Below are 18,990 nucleotides of genomic sequence, written 5' to 3'. Positions count from 1 at the left end.
CCGATCAGTAAGTCACATGCACGTCGAAGCGATCCAGCAGCGCGCTCAGGTCGCTGCGCGCAAGGGCGATCTCATCGGCATGCTGCCGTTCGATCAACGCCTGAAAACGCGCGATATGCGCGGCCAGATACTGCCGATGGTCCCCGAGCGTTTCTTCATAGACACGGTCGGCACGCGTCAGCAGCGTGCGATTTTCGAGTTGATCGCGCGGATGAATCTTCAACGTACTCAGCGCGGCCAGCCGCTCGCGGATTTCTTCCGGCGTCATCACGCCGGGGTTTTCTTCAATCACCATCGCGCGCTTTTCGCCGCCGGGAAACGCGGTGGCTTCCACTTCCAGCACACCGTTCACGTCGTACGTGAAGCGCACATCCGCGCCCGCTTCGCCTGCCGGCTTCAGCGGCACGTCGAGCGCGAATTCGCCGAGCGGCACGTTGTCGCGAGTCAGACGCGCTTCGCCTTGAAACACCTTGATGCTGAGCCTCTGCTGACGGTCGCGCACCGTGAAAATCCGCTGCATGCGGCTCACCGGCACGATCGTATTGCGCTCGATGATCGGCAGGAAATGCCCCGGCACGATCTGGTCCTGCGCGAGCTGGATGGCGGTATCGATGCCGAGGCTATACGGCGCGACATCGGTCAGCACCATTTCTTCGAGCCCGGCGTCGCGTGTAACGAGACCAGCCTGCACGGCAGCGCCGAGCGCCACGACTTCATCGGGATTCAGGTGCCCGGCGGGCAGGCGGCCGAACATCTTCGAGACCAGCTTGCGGACCATCGGCATGCGCGACGCGCCGCCGACCAGGATAATTTCGTCGAGCGCGTCGACGGCGATCTTCGAATCGCGCAACGCCCGTTCCACCGGCTTGCGCAGCCGTTGCAACAGGTGCTCGCAGGCCCGTTCGGCGGCGGCTGTGTCGAGTTCGAGGGTGGCGTCGCGGTTGTCGATCGCGAGCTTGAGCGTGACGCTATCGGCGCCATGCTGCGTGAGCTGCCGTTTCGCGCGCTCAGCCTGCTGATGCAAACGTTGCGCGGCGACCGGCGAGAGCGTGTTGAGTTTCAGGCTATTGCGCTGGCAGAACAGCTCGACCAACGCCTCGGTGAAGTCCTCGCCGCCCAGAAAATTGTCTCCGGTGCTGGCGCGCACTTCCATCACGCCTTCGAAGAAGTCGAGCACCGACACGTCGAACGTGCCGCCGCCCAGATCGAAGATCAGGAACTTGCGTTCGCTATCGCGCTGATGCACGCCATACGCGAGCGACGCCGCGGTCGGTTCGTTGACGAGCCGCCGGACCTTGAGCCCGGCCAGTTCGCCGGCAATGCGCGTGGCTTTGCGTTGCGCGTCGCTGAAATAGGCGGGCACGGCGATCACCGCGTCGTGGACCGTTTCGCCGAGAAAGGCCTCGGCGTCCGCCTTCAACGCTTTCAGCACCAGCGAGGACAGTTCCTCGGGACGCAGGGTTTGCGTGTCGAGCGGCACGCTGCGGTTCGTGCCCATGTAGCGCTTGAAGTTCGCGGCGGTACGCTCGGGATGCGTATGCAGACGGTCATGAGCGGGGCGGCCGATAAGGATCGAGCCGTCGTCGTCGATCGAAACGCACGAAGGCGTGAGCGTCTCCCCCAATGCGTTCGGGATGAGGACAGCCTGATTGTCGCGCCAGACCGCCGCGAGACTATGCGTGGTTCCAAGATCGATGCCGATGATCGAAGGCATGGTCAGTTTCCGATTCCGTTTCGCGCCCCTCCATGAGGAGATCGCCCAAGTTGCCGCGGATCAACCGCGCGGGAGCCGCGAGTAGCTCCGTCCAATGGCGATAACGGCAAGCCGCGCGTAAAACTTGAGCGGCACGGTCCGCCGGCGGGCGGGAATCGGAAACCTGCGGCGTTATAACGCCTTGCGATACACCACGAAGCCTGAGTGATCCGCAACCTGATCGTAGAGTTTCATCGCGGTCTGATTCGTTTCGTGGGTCTGCCAGTAGACGCGCTCCAGACCATCCGCCCTGGCTCGCGCGTACACCCCTTCGATCAGCGCGCGGCCCACGCCCTTGCCGCGCTCGGTGTCGAGCGTGTAGAGGTCTTGCAGATAGCAGATGGGCGCGGCCATCGTCGTATGGCGGTGATACAGGAAATGCACAATGCCGAGCAGTTGGCCGTTGCGTTCGGCGACCATGGCATGCATCGGCTCGTAGGCATCGAAGAAACGCGCCCAGGTGATGCGCGTGATCTCGCGCGGCAGGGCCGTTTCGCCCGAGCGGCCGTAGAACGCGTTGTAGGCGTCCCATAGCGGCAGCCAGGCGTCGAAGTCGGCGGGCGCGGCGGGGCGGATCTGGATCGGGTCGGACATGGGTTTGAGTTCCTCGTGAGTGGATGACGTCTTGCGGGCAGGCCGCGGAGACGACGCTAAGGTTGAGTCGAACAGGCGTAGAGCGCCGCGCTGAGCGCCTGCTCGCGTTCGTCACGGCTGGCCACTCGTGCAACTTGCGCGATGACGCCCGACGCAGCCGCGTCCGCTGCGTCGCCGTGCAGCGCGAGGCGTTCGTGCAAGCAGGCGTCCAGATTCGCGCGCGCGGTCGTGGCAGGATCGAACGCGCCATAAATGCATGCGGCGCACGCCAGCGCTACGCAGCACGTTGCCGAGGCGCCGTAACTGGCGCGCAGGGTTGCGGTTTCTCGTGTCTGCGTATTCATCATCGTGGTCCCTTCTTCTGGCGTAAAGGCGTAGAGGCTTACAGCGTGGCGGCAGCGCCCGAACCATCAGCATAAGAAATTTGTGGCACCATTGTTAGCTCCACAAGGCGAGCAAAATTTGGAGCCACGATTTGGACTACGGTCTGTTGATGTCGAACGTCGAACGAACGTTGGGCGGGCGCAAGCTCACGCAGCAGGACCTGCTTTACGAAAGCCTGCGCCGCGCGATTCTCGACGGCGCGATTCGCCACGGCAGCCGTCTGCTCGCGAGCCGTGCGCTGGCCGAGCAATTGGGCATTGCGCGTAACTCGGTGTTGTACGCGTACGAGCGGCTGACCGAAGAAGGCTTTATCGCCGCGAGCCGGCACGGTTCGATCGTCAGCATGGTGAGTGGCGCGGATAGTGCCGCTTCCAAGGCAGTAGGACGGCTGCAGTCGTCCGGCAGTGGGCTATCGCGGCGCGTCACGGATCTGCCGCGCGAACGCACCAGTCCCGACGACCCCACACCGTTCCGCCCAGGCGTGCCCGCGCTCGACGAATTCCCGCTCGCGCAATGGCGAGCGTCGATGGAGCGCGCATGGCGTGCGGTCCCGTCCGACGAACTGGGGTACGGCAACAACTCGGGCTATCCCGCGCTGCGCCGTTCGATTGCCGACTATGTGCGCGTGTCGCGCGGCGTGCGCTGTTCCGCGGAGCAGGTGTTCATCACCGCGGGCACGCAGGCGAGTCTCGATCTCTGCGCCTGCATGTTCGCCGATGCCGGCGACAGCGTGTGGGTCGAAGACCCCGGCTACCACGGCGCGAAGGCCGCGTTTCAGGCTGCGGGTTTGCAGCTGGTGCCGATTCCCGTCGACGCCGCCGGCATGGCGCCGACCTCCGACGATTGGCAACAGACGCCGCCGCGCTTGCTGTATCTCACGCCGTCGCATCAATATCCGCTCGGCAGCGTGCTGAGCCTGGAGCGGCGCTGGTCGATCATCGATAACGCGGTGGCACGCGGCGCGTGGATCATCGAAGACGACTACGACAGTGAGCTGCGTCACAGCGGGCCGCCGCTACCGTCGATTCAAGGGCTCGTCGAGCACGCGCCGGTGATCTACCTCGGCACCTTCAGCAAGACGATGTTTCCGGCGCTGCGTATGGGCTTCATGGTCGTGCCCGCGCATCTCGTGACGCAGGTCGACGACACGCTCAGCGAGATCGCGCGGCAAGGGCGCGTGGCTGAACAGATTGCGTTGGCCGACTTTATCGATAGCGGGAAATATGCGCGGCATTTGCGGCGCATGCGGCGTCTTTATCAGCAACGCCGCAGCGCGCTGGTAGCGGCGATCGAGCGGCACATGGGCGATCTGGTGACGGTGTCCTCCGACGGCGGCGGCATGCATCTGACGGTGCGGCTCGACGCGCCGCTGCGCGATCAGGACGTGAGCGCCGCGACGCGCGAGCACGGTTTGCATATCGCTGCGTTGAGCGCGTTTTGCCAGCATCCGGAGCGGGACGCTGAGCATTACAACGGCTTCATGCTCGGCTACGCGGGCGTAAAACCGCAGGAGGCGGATGCGCTGGTGGCGCGGCTCGCTGCGGTGGTGCGTGGATTGTTGTGACGACACGGCAAGTCTTTCGCATCGTCACAGGGGGTTCCGTGACGTCGAAACCGCTCACGCCGTCTCGGCTCTAAGCCAGCGCGCGAGCATGACGTCGTCGTCCGTATCGAGCGCCTGAGCGACGCGCCGGCCTATCGCCGCGCCGAATTTATATCCGTGCCCCGAGCACGCGGACACCACCAGCGTGTTGCCGATACGCTTCGAGAAGAAACGGCTGTCGGCAGTGAAGGTGTACATGCAGCTTTTGACTTCGGAAACTGTGTAGTCGCCAATGCGGCTGAACGGCGGCGCAAACAGCCGGCGCACGCTGTTGCCTTCGCCGTGCGTCGCGATGCGGTCGGCGTCGGGGTCGAGCGCATGGACCTTGTGAATGCCCGCGCCAAACTTCAGACCAATGCCGTCGAGCGGCGGCAGGGCATAACCCCCGCTCGATCCGCCAATGTCGACGATCGCCGGCGCATTCGCCCACGCGTCTTCGAGATCCGCGGGCGGCTCCACGTACGCGACCACGTTGCGGAACGTCATCAAGGTTTCGGCCAGCGCGGGGAACAATTGCAGCGTCCATGCGCCCGCGGTGATCACGAGGCGGTCGGCGCGCACGATGCTGTCGTCGTCGATACGCACGCAAGCGGTGTGCGGGTCGACCGAGAGGACTTTCGTATGCGTACGGATGTCGGCGCCGCGCATCTTGAGCCACGCTTTCATGTCGCGCGCAATGCGCTCGCTGAAGAGCGCGCCGCCGTCCTGATCGAGGTAGGCGTAGCGAAACGTGGTGGGGTCGAGAAAGGGATAGCGCTGTGCCGCGTCTTGCGGCGCGAGTTGCTCGTACTCGAATTGCATCCGGTCGAGGCCGGCGCGAAATTGTTCGGCGTCGTCGCCGGCGAATTGCGAAATGCCGAGCACGCCGCAATTCGCATAGTGGGACACGCCGAGATCATTCCACAGCAGATCCCAACTATCGAATGCTTCGGCCATGGTGCGCGCATAACCGTCGGCGTCGCCATAGGCACGGCGAATCATTCGGGTCCGGTCGCCCGAGGCGGCCAGTGGATTCGGAATCGAGCCTTGCTCGATCAATGTGATGTCGTGTCCCAGTTTCGCGAGCGACCACGCCGTGCTCAACCCGGCAATGCCCGCTCCTACGATTGTCACCCGCATGCCCACTCCCCCGAGTCGATGGTTCCGGCACAGAGTCTAGCAGCGGAAAAAAAATAATCGGTAAGGGTTCGTGCGGATCGGCGCGCGAGCGGACTGATCGACACGATGCGAAACCCGGTCAGGCGGTGGTCTCCGCGCGCGCCGTGTCAGTGTTTGCGATGCGGGTTATGGCGAAGCTGGTTGCGCACTTTTTTCGCCGCGAACAGCGGCACGTAATCGAATACGCGCGCTTCGTGACGGTAAGTGGCCAAGGTGTCTGCGTACATCTTCGACACTGTTTCCGTGGGGGTGTCGGTCTCCTCTGCGATGCTTCTCACGACTTCATCGATATTTGGCTCGGGTTGGGACATGAATCTCTCCGGGGAGGCGGGTTGGACAGCGGGCACGGACAACAGGAGTTTCATTAGAGGATGCGATCCGCGCCGATGCCAATTGAATCGGTCTATCGCACGCACCGTTTCACAGAGATTTTTGTCTTGCGGTGCAGCAAGTCGCCGCGCAGCGCGGCGACGCCGAAAATCAATGCGAATGACGATGATGTATGTCAGGGAAATGCGCATGAACATGCGTGAGCGGCGCATGTTCATGCGGATGGGTGTGGGGCTCTTCGCCGTCCCATGCGAAGTCGTGCTCGTGCTGATGATGCGCGTCGTGCCGGTGGCGATGCGTGTGATCGAGCGGTTCATGCGTATGCGGATGCTCGTGTCGTTCGCGGATGTGCAGCCACACGCCGAGCGTCATCAACGCGGCGGCGAGCCAGAACAGCGGTGGCGGCAACTCGGGCCACAGCAACCATGACAGCGTCACGCCGAACAGCGGTGCGACCGAGAAATAAGCGCCGGTTCGCGCGCTGCCGAGATGGCGCAGCGCGACGACGAACAGCACGAGACTGACGCCGTAGCCGGCAAAACCCGTCAGCATCGCCAACGCGACGGTCGCGCCGGTCGGCCAAGACGCGCCGAGGGCGAGGGCGAGCGTCACGTTGACCGACCCGGCCACGAGTCCTTTCAGGCAGGCGATAAACATGGCGTCGTGCGTGGACACTTTGCGCGTGAGGTTGTTGTCGATCGCCCAGCATGCGCACGCGCCGATCAGCAGCAGCGTGCCGGGCGGCAGACCCACCGTGCCGGGTTGCCAGGACAACGCCACGCCGCCCGCGACGATCGCGGCCATGCCGAGAAACACCTGCACGTCGACGTTTTCGCGGAACACGATCCACGCGATCAGCGCGGTGAACACGCCTTCGAGATTCAGCAGCAGTGAGCCGGTGGCGGCCGGGGTGGTTTGCAGACCCAGCATCAACAACGCGGGACCCGCGACGCCGCCCGCGACGATTGCGCCGGCCAGCCACGGTGCTTCGCGTAATGGGAACGGGGGGTGATCGGCGGGTTGTCTTGCGGAGTTGCCTTTGCCTTTGAGTCGGCGCACCAGAATCACGGTCGCTAAACCGAGGCCACTGCCCAGGTAGAACAACCCGGCGAGCAGAAATGGCGACAACGCGCCGAGCAGCGCCTTGGCGAGCGGCGTGGTCGCGCCGAACAGCGCGGCGGCGAGCAAGGCGGTGAAAGCGGCGTTAAAGCGGATGGACATGGTGAGCCGATCGGATGGGAACAGCGGGCGTGACAGACACGAGACACGATAGCGCGAACTGACCGGCGGCGTTATGCGTCGCTGAATACGTGTTCGGACAGGAAATCCACGAACGCTCGCAGCTTCGGCGAGAGTTGGCGGCTCGACGGCCAGAGCACCGAAAATTGCCCGGGGTCCGACAGGTGATCGTCGAGCACGCTGTGCAGCGTCCCCGCTCGAAGCGCGTCGCGGGCCAGAAAGTCGGGCATATACCCAATGCCCAGACCGAGTTCGGCGGCGGCCCGCAGCGCTTCCATGTTGTTGCAGGTCAACGCGGTGGGAAAGCGCGCGGCCGCTTCTTCCGACTGCCCGCGAAACGCCCACGGCTGCAACTTGCCTGAAGTCGGAAAACGGAACCGCAGGCACGCATGATCGGCGAGGTCCGCGGGCGTGAGCGGCACGCCGCGCCGTTGCAGATAGCCGGGCGACGCGCACAGCACGAAGCGGAACGGGCCGAGGCGCTTCGCCATCAGTTGCGAATCGGCCAGGTTGCCGCTGCGGATCGCGGCGTCGAAACCGCCTTCGATCACGTCGACAATGCGGTCGTTGAAATCCAGTTCGAGATCGATCTCCGGATAGCGTTCCGAGAACGCCGGCAGGATCGGCAGCAGAAAGCGATAGCCGATGGTCGGCAGGCTCACGCGCAACCGGCCGCGCGGCACGGCGTTGGCTTCCAGCATCATCGATTCGGCTTCGTTCAGCGCGTCGAGGATTTGCCGGCAACGCTCGTAGAAGCGTTCGCCGTCGTCGGTCAGGCTGACGCGGCGCGTGCTTCGCTGCAACAACCGCACGCCGAGATGCTGTTCGAGCCGCGCCACGCTTTTGCCGACGGCGGACGGCGACACGCCCAGCCGCTGCGACGCGGCGACGAAGCTGGAGGCCTCCGCCGTTTGCACGAAGGCGACGATGCCGCTGAGGTTGTCCATTCGGTCGATTCGAGCACTAAATTCTGGAATGGCCGAAATGTAGCATTATTTAGCGGCTTTCAGTCCGCTATGGGCGCCCATCTCCACACGCCGATCCAGCCGAACGGATTCACGAGCGGCGGCGCGCGCATCCATCCGGCCCCGTCGAACGTAATACGTTTATTGATGCTACGTTCGAGGCCCTTGCCATGCGCCGCCTGTTCTCCGCCGCCGCTGTTGCGACCGTCCTGCTGCTGTCCCTTGCCGGCTGTTCCAACGATCCGCCCAATCCGAACCCGCGCGCGAGCGAACCGCTCGCCACCGTACCGGTCGATTTGCCGCGCTATATGGGCCGCTGGTACATCATCGCGAACATTCCGTACTTTGCCGAACGCGACATGGTGGCGAGCCGCGCGGAATGGCAATTGCGTCCGGACGGCAAGATCGACGACTCGTACTACGCGCGCAAGAAAAGCTTCGACGCGCCGGAAAAGCACTATCAGTTTCTGGACACGCCGGTGCCGGGCAAAGAGGGCGGCGAGTGGAGCGTGCAGATCTTCTGGCCGGTTCACGTGGCGCAACTCACGCTGTACGTGGATCCCGACTATCGCTACACGATCCTCGGTTATCCGGGCAAAAACCTCGGCTGGATTTTTTCGCGCGAGCCCGATATGAGCGACGACACCTACCGGTCGATGCTCGCCCGTCTCGATGCGATGGGCTACGACACGTCGCGTTTCAGGCGCGTGCCGCAGCATCCGGATCAGTTGGGCAAGGCGGGCTTTGCTTCGCCAGGCGATAAGAACTAGGGCGTGGGGCGCGTCTGCGCGTCGGCGCTTTGTGTGGGTCGCCTGCGTCGCGCCTGCCGCATCCGATCCTGTTTTCGCCGCGTATAACCCGCATCGTTACTGAATGAGCGCCTTATGCCGCCACTTGCCGCCGCCGTGATTGCCTTGATCGGCCTCGTCGCGATCTTCAGCGCCGCGTGGGCGTGGCAGTTGAAGACCGACAACGCCGGCATGATCGATCCGATCTGGGCGTATTCGCTGGGTCTCGTCGCCGTGCTTTACGCCGTGCTCGGCAATGGCGATCCGCTCACGCGCGCGCTGACCGCGCTGGGCGGGCTGGTGTGGGGCGTGCGACTCGGCACGCATCTGTGGCGGCGCAATTTCGGCCAGCCCGAAGACGCGCGCTATCACCGCTTTCGCGAAGAATGGGGCGACGAGGCCGCGAGCAAGATGTTCTGGTTCTTCCAGTTGCAGGTGGTGGTGTCGATGTTGCTGTCGATCGCGTTTCTGGTGCCGTCGTATCGGACCGTAGCGCCGGGCACGGGTTGGATGTTGCTGGCGGCGTTGCTGTGGATCGCTTCGGTGCTCGGCGAAGCCCTGGCCGACCGGCAACTGAAACGCTTCAAGGCCGATCCGGCCAATCGCGACGCCGTGTGCCGTGCCGGTTTATGGCGCTATTCGCGGCATCCGAATTACTTCTTCGAATGCGTGCATTGGCTGGCTTATATCGCGCTGTCGGTGGGGACGCCGTGGGCCTGGTTCACGTTGCTGCCGCCGCTGCTGATGGCGTTTTTGCTGCTCAAGCTGTCCGGCATTCCGCTGCTCGAAGAAAGCCTGGCGAAACGGCGCCCCGGTTACGCCGAGTACATGCGCACCACCAGCGCGCTGATTCCGTGGCCGCCGCGGCATTGAAATATCGAGCGAAGCGCAAGTGCGCGTCCCGACAACGACATGAACGATGGGAGTTAGCCTCATGAGCCTTTCCACTGCCGACCACACAATCCCTCCGTCCGCCCCCGCCGAACCCGGCGACGACTGGCTGATCCGCAGTTGCGAACGCGGCTGGCTGCCCGACGGCCTGATCCGCTTCGGCATGCGTCAATTGATGCGGCAGCGTCTGCGCGACGAAGCGCTCGACAACGGCGAGGTGCGTGCGCAGCGGCTCAACCGTCTGCTCGACGAATTGCGCGCGAGTCCGATCGCCATCGAAACGCAAGCCGCCAACACGCAGCACTACGAGGTGCCCGCGTCGTTTTTCCACGCGCATCTCGGACCGCATCTGAAGTATTCGTGCTGCCTGTATCCGAGCGGCGCCGAGACGCTCGCGCAAGCCGAAGCCGCCATGCTCGAACGTTATGCCGAGCGCGCGGAACTCGCCGATGGTCAGCGGATTCTCGACCTCGGCTGCGGTTGGGGTTCGTTGTCGTTGTGGCTGGCGGCGCGCTATCCGCACGCGCAAATCGTCGCGCTATCGAACTCGCACGGGCAACGCGCTTTCATTGAAGCGCGTGCGGCGGAAAGGGGCTTGCAGAACCTCACCGTGGTCACGGGCAATGTCGTCGATTTCGAATTCGATCGGGCGCAACTGGGCGAAGGCTTCGACCGCGTGGTGTCGATCGAGATGTTCGAGCATATGAAGAACTACGGCCTGCTGCTCGCGAAAATCGCGCGTTGGATGCGCGACGATGTCGACGCGAAACTGTTCGTGCATATCTTCGTGCATCGCACGCTCGCGTATCACTTCCAGGTGCAGGACGGCAGCGACTGGATGTCGAAGTACTTCTTCACCGGCGGCACGATGCCGTCCGAAGCGCTGCTGCTGAACTTCCAGGACGATCTGCGGATGGAGCGGCAATGGTGGGTCAGCGGCACGCACTACGAGCGCACGGCGAATCATTGGCTGACCGCGCTCGATGCCGCGCGCGAGCGCGTCATGCCGATGCTCGTCGACACCTATGGCGCGCGCGACGCGGCCGTGTGGTTGCAGCGCTGGCGCATGTTCTACATGGCTGTTGCCGAGTTGTTCGGTTACGCGAACGGGAACGAGTGGGGCGTCGGGCATTATCGGTTCGTGAAGCGCTGAGCAACGACCGGCGATTTGCCCACGGTGGGTCGCCGCGCTGAATGCGCGTCGCAGACGGCGCGCCGCCTGTGGATCTTGCGGCGCCAAGCACGCGCGACGCAGTAAAGGCACAATCTGACTTTTGCCGCAGCGGGTCATGGCGGCCGATGACTCCGTGCGCGCGACATCGCCCCTTTTTCGACAAGTGGACCGAATCGACCGCGGTGATCGCACGGTGCTGCCCGCATCGGTCTCGCCCCCGCCACGCCGCATCGAAATAATCTGAAACACACCTTTACGCGCGTGGCGGAATAAAAGGCCACACTTAGGCGTTTGGTCAATTGAGTCGAGCGCCTGATCGCTTCGGCGTCGCCGGAATTTCAAACAGCTTTCGCAGCACTGCGCTCGCGAATGGAACACAACCATGAACACCCACGCCAATTCTCTGTCTGACTCGAACGATGCGTCGACCCGCTATACGCGCACCGCGATGACGCTGCACTGGCTGATCGCGCTGCTGATGATCGGCAACGTGGTGCTCGGTCTGAGCGCCGATTCGTTGCCCGACGACTGGGTGCGTCCGGTGGTCGATACCCACAAGTCGATCGGCATCACGGTGCTGGGTCTCGCGCTCATGCGTATCTTGTGGCGCGTGTCGCACAAGCCGCCGCCGTTGCCGCGCGAGTTTCCGTCATGGGAAAAAATTGCCGCCCATGTCGCGCATTTCCTGCTGTATCTGCTGATGATCGCGTTGCCGCTGTCCGGCTGGTTGCACGATTCCGCGTGGAAAGACGCGGCCACGCATCCCATGCGCCTGTTCAACCTGTTTCCGTGGCCGCGTATCGGCTATGTGATGAACCTCGATCCGACGCTCAAGGAGAGCTTGCACGATCGTTTCGGCGCGTTGCATACGTGGCTCGGCTATGCGCTCTATGCGCTGCTTGCCATGCACATTGGCGGTGCGCTGAAGCATCAGTGGATCGATCGCAAGTCGGTTCTGAAGCGCATGGTGCCGTGAGCTGCGCCGCGCCGCGCTTCGTTGAGTCCTTTAACCGCAGCCTCGAATAATTCGTCGTCACTTTGAAGAAAACCCTGGAACAGGCGCTCGCCCTCGCGTCGCCACGCATCCTGCCGCGTCGCACGACGCCGTTGAGCTCGCTGATTCATTTCAGCGTGCTTGCCTTGTGGGTGCTGCTGTTCGCGCGCGCCTTCTTTCTCAAAGGCGCATTGGCGTGGTCGACCGGTATCGCCTACGTGCTGTACGACACGTTGCTGCTCGCGTTCGTCACGTGGAAGTCGTTGCCGCTGATGCGACGCACGTCGCCGCTCGAACCCGACTACGACCAGCGCAACCTGCCGGCCATGGGCGTGATCGTCGCGTCGCATAACGAGGCGAGCGTGCTGCCGGTGACGCTGGCCGCTTTGCTGCGGCAGACGCACGGTCCGGCGCAGATCGTGATTGCCGACGACGGCTCCACCGATCACACCCGTGAGCTGCTGATCGAACGCTTCGGTCTGACGGCAGCCGCCGACGGTGTGCTGAGCGCACCGAGTTCGCTTTATCCGAACCTCTTCTGGCTGCGCGTGCCGCATGGGGGCAAGGCGCGCGCGCTGAACGCCGCGATCACGCTGATGACCACGGAAACAGTCATGACCGTCGACGCCGACACGCTGCTCGACGACGACGCCACCTACGCCATGCGCGCCGCGTTCGCGAATGAGCCGAAGCTGGTCGCCGCCGCCGGCATTCTGGTGCCGGTTTGCGGTAAGACGGTGTCGGGCCGCGTGTTCCAGTGGTTCCAGACCTACGAGTACATGCGCAACTTCATCGCCCGTTTTGCGTGGATGCGCGCCGATAGTCTGCTGCTGATCTCGGGGGCGTTCGCCTCGTTCAGACGCGACGCACTGGTCGACGTGGGCGGCTTCGACCCGCAGTGTCTGGTCGAAGACTACGAACTGATTCACCGGCTGCGCCGCTATTCGGTCGATCACGGCCTCGGATGGGACGTGCGGGTGGTCGGCGAAGCGCATGCGCGCACCGACGCGCCGGACAACCTCGGCAGTTTTCTGCGGCAACGCCGCCGCTGGTTCGCGGGCTTTCTGCAAACGCAGTACTGGAACCGCGACATGACCGGCAATCCGCGTTACGGCACGCTCGGCATGCTGATGCTGCCGGTCAAGGCAATCGACACGATGCAGCCGATCTACGGGCTGACGGCGTTCGGCTTGCTGCTCGCGTTTCTAGTCGGCGGGCATGGGGCGATCGTCATCTCGATCTTCAGCGTGATCGGCATCAAGACGGCGATCGACCTCGCGTTCTATCTGTGGAGTATTCATCTCTACCGCCGCTGGACCGGTAAGTTTTCCGGCTCCAGCCTGGGCATGGCGATGCTGGCGGCCGTGGTCGAGCCGTTCACGTTCCAGTTGGTGCGGCATGTGGGCGCAGCGCTCGGCTGGCTGCATTTCCTGCGCGGTGGAAGGTCATGGGGCGTGCAACGGCGCTCCGGGCTGGTCGCGCACGACGAAAGCTAGCGACGTTTTTTTGGCGCGCCAAGGAGCGCTCGCATCGCTGGACGGCCCGCCGGGCCGGCCCAGGGTGCGTCAAGGGATCCCGGGCGGGGCCCGCTTCGAGTAGACTGACGGGCGATGCCGCGCTGGTAATAAGGCGGCTACCTTCTATCCGCTCGTGCACGGAGGCCCCACCTATGCATGCTGTTCCCCCGCTCGAACAAGACACCGTCGAAGCAACCCTCGATACGCCGTCGGTTCATGACGCATCGTCGAAAAACGCTCATGCGTCCGCTGACGCGCATACGCCGGACCAGGCCGCGACTAACGCGCCGGTGCGCGATCTGCGCCGCGTCGGTATTCACCCTGACTACTGGTATCCGCTCGCCTGGTCGCATGAAGTGAAGCGCGGCAAGACGCACGGTGTGACGTTCGCGGGCGAGCCGATCGTGCTGGCTCGTACGGAGAGCGGCAAGGCGTTCGCGCTGGAAGACCGTTGTGCGCATCGGCAGGTGCCGTTGCATCAGGGCGTGGTGGAGGGCGAATCGATTCGCTGCGGTTACCACGGCTGGACCTACGACTGCTCGGGCAAGTGCATCGACGTGCCGTATCTCGGCAAGGATCGTTTGCCCAATGGCGTGCGCGCTTATCCGTGCCGTGAAGTGGAAGGCCTGATCTTCGTGTTTCCGGGCGATCCCGCGCTGGCCGACGAACGGTCGTTGCCGCCGCTCGGCTCGGTCTCGGACCCGAAGTACAAGACGCGCCGTTTCGGCCGTCCGGTGAATTGCCATTACTCGTTCATGCACGAGAACCTGATGGACATGAACCATCAGTTTCTGCACCGCCGGCAGATGGGCCAGATGCGAGCACGCTCGCTGGGCCGTCGGCGCGGCGACGGCTGGGTCGAGGTCGATTACACGTTCGCGCGCATGGCGGGCCAGCAGCCGATCGGCGAAGCGATCGTGTTCGGCCAGAGCCGCAAGACCGGCGGCGACAACGACAAAGACGTGATGACGATCCGCACGCAGTATCCGTATCAGACACTGCAGATCCGCACGTCGGAGAACACGCTGGTCATGGATCTGTGGATCATCTATGTGCCGCTCGATCGCGAGCAGCGCACCAACCGCACGTTCGGCCTGCTGTCGATTCGCAAACCGGGCATTCCCGGCGTGCTGAATCTGGCGTGGCCGCTGCTCGTGTGGTTCACCGAACGCATCTTCAAGGAAGACCGCGAGATCGTCGAAGCCGAACAGCGCGCACACGATTCGCAGGGCTCGGACTGGAATCACGAGGTGTTTCCGGTGATCAACGAACTGCGCGCGTTGCTGCGCGAGAGCGGTGCGCCGGATCAGGTGGTGGGCGTCGGCACGGGCGACACATCCGTGATTCGCTTCTGGGATTCGCGTCACGGCCGGCCGGATCGGGCCGCGACCGAATAACAGATATTTGAGTTTTTTCGCGCCGCCTGGGACCGTACAATCATCCGCGACGATGAGCGGCGAGCCGGGCGGCGGGGCGGCACAACACACATGCGCGGGGCGCGGGTTCATCGATCGGGAAAGCTACAAACATAAATAATCGCCTGAGAGGCTCATTCGATGAGTACCGAACTGCATACGGTTATGCCGGTTGTCGTGTTCCTGGTGGGCCTCGCTGTCGTGGCGTGGGCGCTTGTGAAGGGCGGTCCCAAACCGCCGCCGCCGCTTGATTCGATCAACGAGCCTTTCAAGTCGATCGATACTTCCGATTTACCCCCTCTTGAACGTTTCACCGCACGCGATAACACCGCGCTCGCCTATCGGCTTTATCCGAGCCGCGTCGCGAAGGCGCGCGGCAGCGTGGTGCTGATTCACGGCTCGTCGGCGAGTGGTGTGAGCATGCATACGCTGGCCAAGGCGCTTGCCGCGGCCGCTTACGACGTTTATGTGCCCGACGTGCGCGGCCATGGCGAATCGGGCAGGAAAGGCACGATCGCGTATATCGGCCAGCTCGAAGACGACCTCAGCGATTTTCTCGACGAAGTGCAGCCGCGTGGGCCGCGCACGCTGGCCGGTTTTTCGGCGGGCGGCGGGTTCGTGCTGCGTTATGCGGGCGATGCGCGGCAACTGGCCTTCGAGCGCTATGTGCTGCTTGCGCCGTTGCTTCACCATAACGCGCCGAGCACGGTGCCCGGCGGCGGCGGTTGGGTGAGCGTGGGGATGCCGCGGACTATCGTGCTGGTTCTGCTCAACAAGCTGCGTATCACGGTGTTCAATCATCTGCACACCGTGGCCTTCGCTCTGGCGCCGCTCGCGGCGGCGAAACTCACGCCGCAGTACTCGTACAACCTGATGCAGAATTTCCGCCCACACGATCACTACCGCGCCAATATTCGCGCGACGCGGCGACCGCTCGAAGTGCTAGTCGGCGCAAATGACGAAGCGTTCTATGCCGAAGCCTACGCCGGTGAATTCGTCGATGCGGGGCGGGTGGTGCCGGTCACGATCGTGCCAGGCGTCGGGCATATCGGTCTCACGCTCGAACCCGCGGCAGTGGCCGAGATCGTGGCCGTGGTGTCGGAGCGCGCCAGCGAGGCTGTGGTTTCGTAGCGGGTTTCGCCGTTGCCTTTGCGCCGCGCGGGGAATTTGTCCATCTCCGCTCGGTAGGTAATGAGCGGCCGTCGAGCGGCGATAATGGCATTTGATATGGCAACGAATGCACGCGGGTTTGCGCTAAACGGCATGTGCCGGTCGCGGACCCGTGTACCATTTCGCTTTTTCCGACTTTGAAGACCCAGCCCGTGACTTCGCAACAAATCCCTACTGCATCGCGTAAATCCCTCACTCTGCTGCAATTGCTGGGCCTCATCGGCGGTGCCGGCCTGATTGCCGCCATCGTGCTGAACCAGTACTTCTGACCCCGCCGCGACGTTTAGCTCGACGCTTCCGACCTATGCCGGTGTACTCCCCGAGAAGTCTTCTTGCGGGACGTGCTGCCGGCTTCCTCGATATTCCGATTTGCCATGTACAAGAAGGGCGTAGCCGTAGAAATCCAGTTTTCCCCCGAGCGGCTCAACGACGGCGCCGGCGATCCGTACTGGGTCGATTTGACGCAGGCTGAGGCGCAGCGGCTGCTGGAAAGCCTGCAGGCGCGTCTCGCCGGGACAAGCGGCGGGACTGCCGCGCCGTTGGTGGTGAGTCTCGACGCGTCGCCGGATGCGCAAGCGGCGGACGTGCCGGTAGCCGACGCGCCAGCCGCGGTGGATGACTTCAAGCAGTGGGTCTGCGTGATCTGCGGCTGGATCTACGACGAAGCCGCTGGCCTGCCGGAAGAAAACATCGCGCCGGGCACGCGTTGGGCGGACGTGCCGGCGGATTGGCGTTGCCCGTTATGCGACGTGGGCAAGGAAGATTTCGCGCTGGTCGAGTTTTGAGTTCGGTCGACCGGCTGACACGTTGATCGGCTGATCGCTGATCGACTACAGCGACGCCGCGGCAACACCACAGCAATCCCTCGGCCCGGCAAAACACGCCGGGCCATCCCCTGCCCTTAACCCGCCCCTTCCGGATAATCCGCACCTACGGTTGCCGCTTCCCACGCGTCGAAATCGCCGCGCATGAAGTCGAGCTTCTTGCGCGCCAGTTCGAGCGCCATCTTGCCGAGCAGCAGACGCAATGGCGGCGTATCCGACAGCGCGGCGTCGATAATCGCCTGCGCCGCGCGCACCGGATCGCCCGCCTGTTTGCCGCTGCGCGCTTCGGTCTGCTTGCGGCGCTCGCCGGCCGTACTCGCATAGTCGTCGATCAGCGTGGCGGACTGTTTGATCGACGGTCCCGCCCAGTTCGTGCGGAACGGTCCCGGTTCGACGATCAGCACGTCGATGCCGAGCGGCTTCACCTCCGCCGCCAGCGACTCCGACAAACCTTCCACCGCGTACTTGGTGGCGTGGTAATAACCGGTCGCTGCGAAACTCGTCAGGCCGCCAATCGACGACACATTGACGATCAGCCCGCCGCGCTGCTCGCGCATGATCGGCAGCACCGCTTTCGTCATGTCGACCAGACCGAACACGTTGGTCTCGAACATCGCGCGGACTTCGGCGTCTTCGCCTTCTTCCACCGCGGCCAGATAGCCGTAGCCCGCGTTATTGACGAGCGCGTCGATGCGGCCGAAACGCTGCTTCGCCTGCTTGACCACGTCCTCGACCTGCGCGAGGTTCGTCACGTCGAGCGGCAACACTAGCGCGCGGTCGCCGTGCGCTTCGGCGATATCTTTCACTTTCGACGCGTCGCGCGCGGTCACCACCGCGCGCCAGCCGCGCTCCAGCACCAGCTTCGCGAGTTCACGGCCGAAGCCGGTCGAACAGCCTGTGATCAGCCAGACGGGATTGTCTCGATTCATCATTTGGGAAACTCCGGTTGATGGTCTACGACATACATAGGAACACTTCATACGGCGCGAATGCGCAATCAGTGCGCGGGTCACGTCCGCAATCGGTTTGCTACGGTGCTTAGCGTGAAGCGTGCCCGGTCTGATTGCCGGGTGGATCGGCGTGGGTTCGCGCGATGCGAACGGCCGTGTGCTGAGAAGGGACCTAACGCGCTTTGCCGGCCGCAAGGGACGGTCAAGGCGGTTTGTCTCGTATGCGTCGCTGATCGGACAACGGCGTTATGGCTGCTTGCGTCCGGTGTGACTTTTCAATTGTAGCCGCAGCGCGGCAGCCTCGCTTTGCAGCGCTTCAACGAACGCGGCGGCGAGCGGATGACCTGGCCGATGCTCCGGATGAATCACACTCACGCGAAACGGTAGCGACACAGCAAGCGGGCGGATATGCAACTGCCTGCCCACGAAGTCGAGCGCGGTCAGCGGATTGACGATCGCCACGCCGAGCCCTTGCCGCACGAAACCGCACACGGAAACGGCGGTGGGCGTTTCGACGATCTGACGACGCGCGATATCGGCGTGAGCGAAGGCTTCGTCGATCTGAATCCGGTAAGGATCGCTCGACGACAGGCTGATGAACGGCTGGTTCGCGAAGTCCTTCAATGCGATCACCCGCTTGGCCAGCAGCGGATGCCCGTCGGGCAGCACGCAGACTTCATCCACTTCGAGCAACGGTGTCAGGCGGGTGCCGGCCGGCGGCGCGCCGTGCTCGGTGAGGCCGAGGTCATAGCGCTGCGCCGTGAGCCATTCTTCGAGAAAGGGCGATTCCTGCGTGGCGATCGACAGACTCGCGTCAGGCTGCGCGCCGTGAAAGCGTTTCGACGCGCCCGGCAGGATCGAATGTGAAAACGCGGGCAACGCGATGAGGGAAAGCTGCCCGCCCTGGAATTCACGCAAGCTCGCCGCCGTGGAGGCCACCCGTTCAAGGCCGACATACGCGCGCTTGATTTCGTCGAAGAGCGTCAACGCGGACAACGTGGGACGCAGCCGCCCATGCACGCGTTCGAACAACGCGAAGCCGATGCTCTGCTCCATGCGCGCGAGTTCGCGGCTCACCGTGGGCTGCGAGGTGAAGAGCATCTCGGCGGCGCGGGTAACGCTGCCCGCCGTCATCAGCGCGCGAAAGACTTCGATGTGCCGGTGGGTGAGCGCCATGATGGGTATATCAGGAGTGAATGGATCGTTGAAGAACAGGTATTTTACTGAATGCCGATTTCTCC

18 protein-coding genes are annotated in these 18,990 nt (G+C 63.8%); 9 read left to right on the top strand and 9 right to left on the bottom strand.

Annotated features, from left to right (window positions below):
* Window positions 1–4: 4 nt before the first annotated feature.
* The 3 genes from GGD40_RS28205 to GGD40_RS28195 form a co-directional block, all read right to left on the bottom strand.
* Window positions 5–1,714 carry a molecular chaperone HscC gene (locus tag GGD40_RS28205; protein ID WP_179745877.1) on the bottom strand — a complete coding sequence of 570 codons (1,710 nt, stop codon included), beginning with the start codon at window positions 1,712–1,714 and terminating at the stop codon, window positions 5–7.
* Between the two features lie 171 nt (window positions 1,715–1,885).
* A complete protein-coding gene (locus GGD40_RS28200; protein ID WP_179711289.1) occupies window positions 1,886–2,347 on the bottom strand; it encodes a GNAT family N-acetyltransferase in 462 nt (153 codons plus the stop codon).
* A 56-nt stretch (window positions 2,348–2,403) separates the two neighbouring features.
* Window positions 2,404–2,694: a hypothetical protein gene (locus tag GGD40_RS28195; protein ID WP_179745876.1), complete on the bottom strand. Its 291-nt coding sequence runs from the start codon at window positions 2,692–2,694 to the stop codon at window positions 2,404–2,406.
* A gap of 128 nt (window positions 2,695–2,822) precedes the next feature.
* On the opposite strand from GGD40_RS28195, the gene pdxR reads away from it, so the two are divergent.
* Window positions 2,823–4,295 carry a MocR-like pyridoxine biosynthesis transcription factor PdxR gene (pdxR, locus tag GGD40_RS28190; protein ID WP_179745875.1) on the top strand — a complete coding sequence of 491 codons (1,473 nt, stop codon included), beginning with the start codon at window positions 2,823–2,825 and terminating at the stop codon, window positions 4,293–4,295.
* Window positions 4,296–4,349: 54 nt separating this feature from the next.
* Here pdxR and GGD40_RS28185 read toward each other — a convergent pair whose 3' ends face one another.
* From GGD40_RS28185 to GGD40_RS28170, 4 genes are all read right to left on the bottom strand, one after another.
* Window positions 4,350–5,453: an NAD(P)/FAD-dependent oxidoreductase gene (locus GGD40_RS28185; protein WP_179745874.1), complete on the bottom strand. Its 1,104-nt coding sequence runs from the start codon at window positions 5,451–5,453 to the stop codon at window positions 4,350–4,352.
* A 146-nt stretch (window positions 5,454–5,599) separates the two neighbouring features.
* Window positions 5,600–5,803: a DUF3562 domain-containing protein gene (locus GGD40_RS28180; protein ID WP_179711293.1), complete on the bottom strand. Its 204-nt coding sequence runs from the start codon at window positions 5,801–5,803 to the stop codon at window positions 5,600–5,602.
* A 169-nt stretch (window positions 5,804–5,972) separates the two neighbouring features.
* Window positions 5,973–7,043, bottom strand: coding sequence for a DMT family transporter (locus GGD40_RS28175; RefSeq protein WP_179745873.1), 1,071 nt, complete (start codon window positions 7,041–7,043; stop codon window positions 5,973–5,975).
* A gap of 71 nt (window positions 7,044–7,114) precedes the next feature.
* Window positions 7,115–8,008, bottom strand: coding sequence for a LysR family transcriptional regulator (locus tag GGD40_RS28170; protein ID WP_179745872.1), 894 nt, complete (start codon window positions 8,006–8,008; stop codon window positions 7,115–7,117).
* Between the two features lie 188 nt (window positions 8,009–8,196).
* Here GGD40_RS28170 and GGD40_RS28165 point away from each other — a divergent pair, with 188 nt between their 5' ends.
* The 8 genes from GGD40_RS28165 (at window position 8,197) to GGD40_RS36700 (ending at window position 16,760) form a co-directional block, all read left to right on the top strand.
* Window positions 8,197–8,796: a lipocalin family protein gene (locus GGD40_RS28165; protein WP_179745871.1), complete on the top strand. Its 600-nt coding sequence runs from the start codon at window positions 8,197–8,199 to the stop codon at window positions 8,794–8,796.
* A gap of 114 nt (window positions 8,797–8,910) precedes the next feature.
* The gene (locus GGD40_RS28160; RefSeq protein ID WP_179711302.1) at window positions 8,911–9,687 is read left to right on the top strand and encodes a DUF1295 domain-containing protein; all 777 of its coding nucleotides are present in this window, start codon (window positions 8,911–8,913) and stop codon (window positions 9,685–9,687) included.
* Between the two features lie 61 nt (window positions 9,688–9,748).
* Complete coding sequence (locus GGD40_RS28155; RefSeq protein WP_179745870.1) at window positions 9,749–10,858, top strand: SAM-dependent methyltransferase; 1,110 nt, start codon at window positions 9,749–9,751, stop codon at window positions 10,856–10,858.
* A gap of 403 nt (window positions 10,859–11,261) precedes the next feature.
* Window positions 11,262–11,855: a cytochrome b gene (locus tag GGD40_RS28150; protein ID WP_179711307.1), complete on the top strand. Its 594-nt coding sequence runs from the start codon at window positions 11,262–11,264 to the stop codon at window positions 11,853–11,855.
* 62 nt (window positions 11,856–11,917) lie between these two features.
* Window positions 11,918–13,369 carry a glycosyltransferase family 2 protein gene (locus GGD40_RS28145; RefSeq protein WP_179745869.1) on the top strand — a complete coding sequence of 484 codons (1,452 nt, stop codon included), beginning with the start codon at window positions 11,918–11,920 and terminating at the stop codon, window positions 13,367–13,369.
* Between the two features lie 173 nt (window positions 13,370–13,542).
* On the top strand, window positions 13,543–14,787 hold the full coding sequence (locus tag GGD40_RS28140) for an aromatic ring-hydroxylating oxygenase subunit alpha (protein ID WP_179711310.1): 1,245 nt from the start codon (window positions 13,543–13,545) through the stop codon (window positions 14,785–14,787).
* A 159-nt stretch (window positions 14,788–14,946) separates the two neighbouring features.
* A complete protein-coding gene (locus tag GGD40_RS28135) occupies window positions 14,947–15,936 on the top strand; it encodes an alpha/beta hydrolase (RefSeq protein WP_179745868.1) in 990 nt (329 codons plus the stop codon).
* A gap of 413 nt (window positions 15,937–16,349) precedes the next feature.
* The gene (locus GGD40_RS36700) at window positions 16,350–16,760 is read left to right on the top strand and encodes a rubredoxin (protein ID WP_218901333.1); all 411 of its coding nucleotides are present in this window, start codon (window positions 16,350–16,352) and stop codon (window positions 16,758–16,760) included.
* 116 nt (window positions 16,761–16,876) lie between these two features.
* Here GGD40_RS36700 and GGD40_RS28125 read toward each other — a convergent pair whose 3' ends face one another.
* Both GGD40_RS28125 and GGD40_RS28120 read right to left on the bottom strand, forming a co-directional pair.
* Window positions 16,877–17,731 carry an oxidoreductase gene (locus GGD40_RS28125; RefSeq protein ID WP_134963798.1) on the bottom strand — a complete coding sequence of 285 codons (855 nt, stop codon included), beginning with the start codon at window positions 17,729–17,731 and terminating at the stop codon, window positions 16,877–16,879.
* A gap of 264 nt (window positions 17,732–17,995) precedes the next feature.
* The gene (locus GGD40_RS28120) at window positions 17,996–18,925 is read right to left on the bottom strand and encodes a LysR family transcriptional regulator (protein ID WP_179745867.1); all 930 of its coding nucleotides are present in this window, start codon (window positions 18,923–18,925) and stop codon (window positions 17,996–17,998) included.
* Between the last annotated feature and the right edge of the window lie 65 nt (window positions 18,926–18,990).

It is taken from the genome of Paraburkholderia bryophila, assembly GCF_013409255.1.
Lineage (GTDB): Bacteria > Pseudomonadota > Gammaproteobacteria > Burkholderiales > Burkholderiaceae > Paraburkholderia.
This window is presented reverse-complemented; position numbering and strand designations above follow the sequence as displayed.